Origin of the sequence: Candidatus Accumulibacter vicinus, from assembly GCF_000584955.1 — a bacterium.
Lineage (GTDB): Bacteria > Pseudomonadota > Gammaproteobacteria > Burkholderiales > Rhodocyclaceae > Accumulibacter > Accumulibacter vicinus.
Genome location: NZ_JDSS02000033.1, coordinates 1,584 through 1,993 on the forward strand (window position 1 = coordinate 1,584; position 410 = coordinate 1,993).

The window sequence follows — 410 nt, forward strand, 5'->3', positions numbered from 1 at the left end:
GATGATCTGGCGCGCTGCAACCTTTCGGCGCGTACCGTGGCGCTGATCTACAACTGGTGGAGTGGGTATGTCCGCCTGGCACACCCGAAGGCACGTCTGGAAGGGATCACCAGCCGCCCGATGTTGCTCTCCGGCATCGCCCGCCTGACCCAGCACGCCGGTCAGTCGCGTCTGCTGCTCACGCTTTCCCATGCGGCAGACGATCAGATCAAGACCATGATCACCAATATCCGCGCGGGTCTTGACCATGTTCTGGCATCTGCGCCTCAGTTGCCGAAAGCCAGCCGCTGGTCGGCGCTGGTCCGCTACATCGTCAGCAAAATCCTCGCAGCGAGACCGAAAAACGCTCGACACCTCGGCTTGCCTCCGCCTTTCTTGCCCGTCGGAAGCGGCTAACAGAGGATTTTAGG

The 410-nt window shown here is 61.5% G+C and carries 1 pseudogene; it reads left to right on the forward strand.

Features of this window, described 5'->3' with window-relative positions:
- Positions 1–396, forward strand: a pseudogene (locus CAPSK01_RS23315) (transposase); the annotation flags it as partial.
- Positions 397–410: the final 14 nt, after the last annotated feature.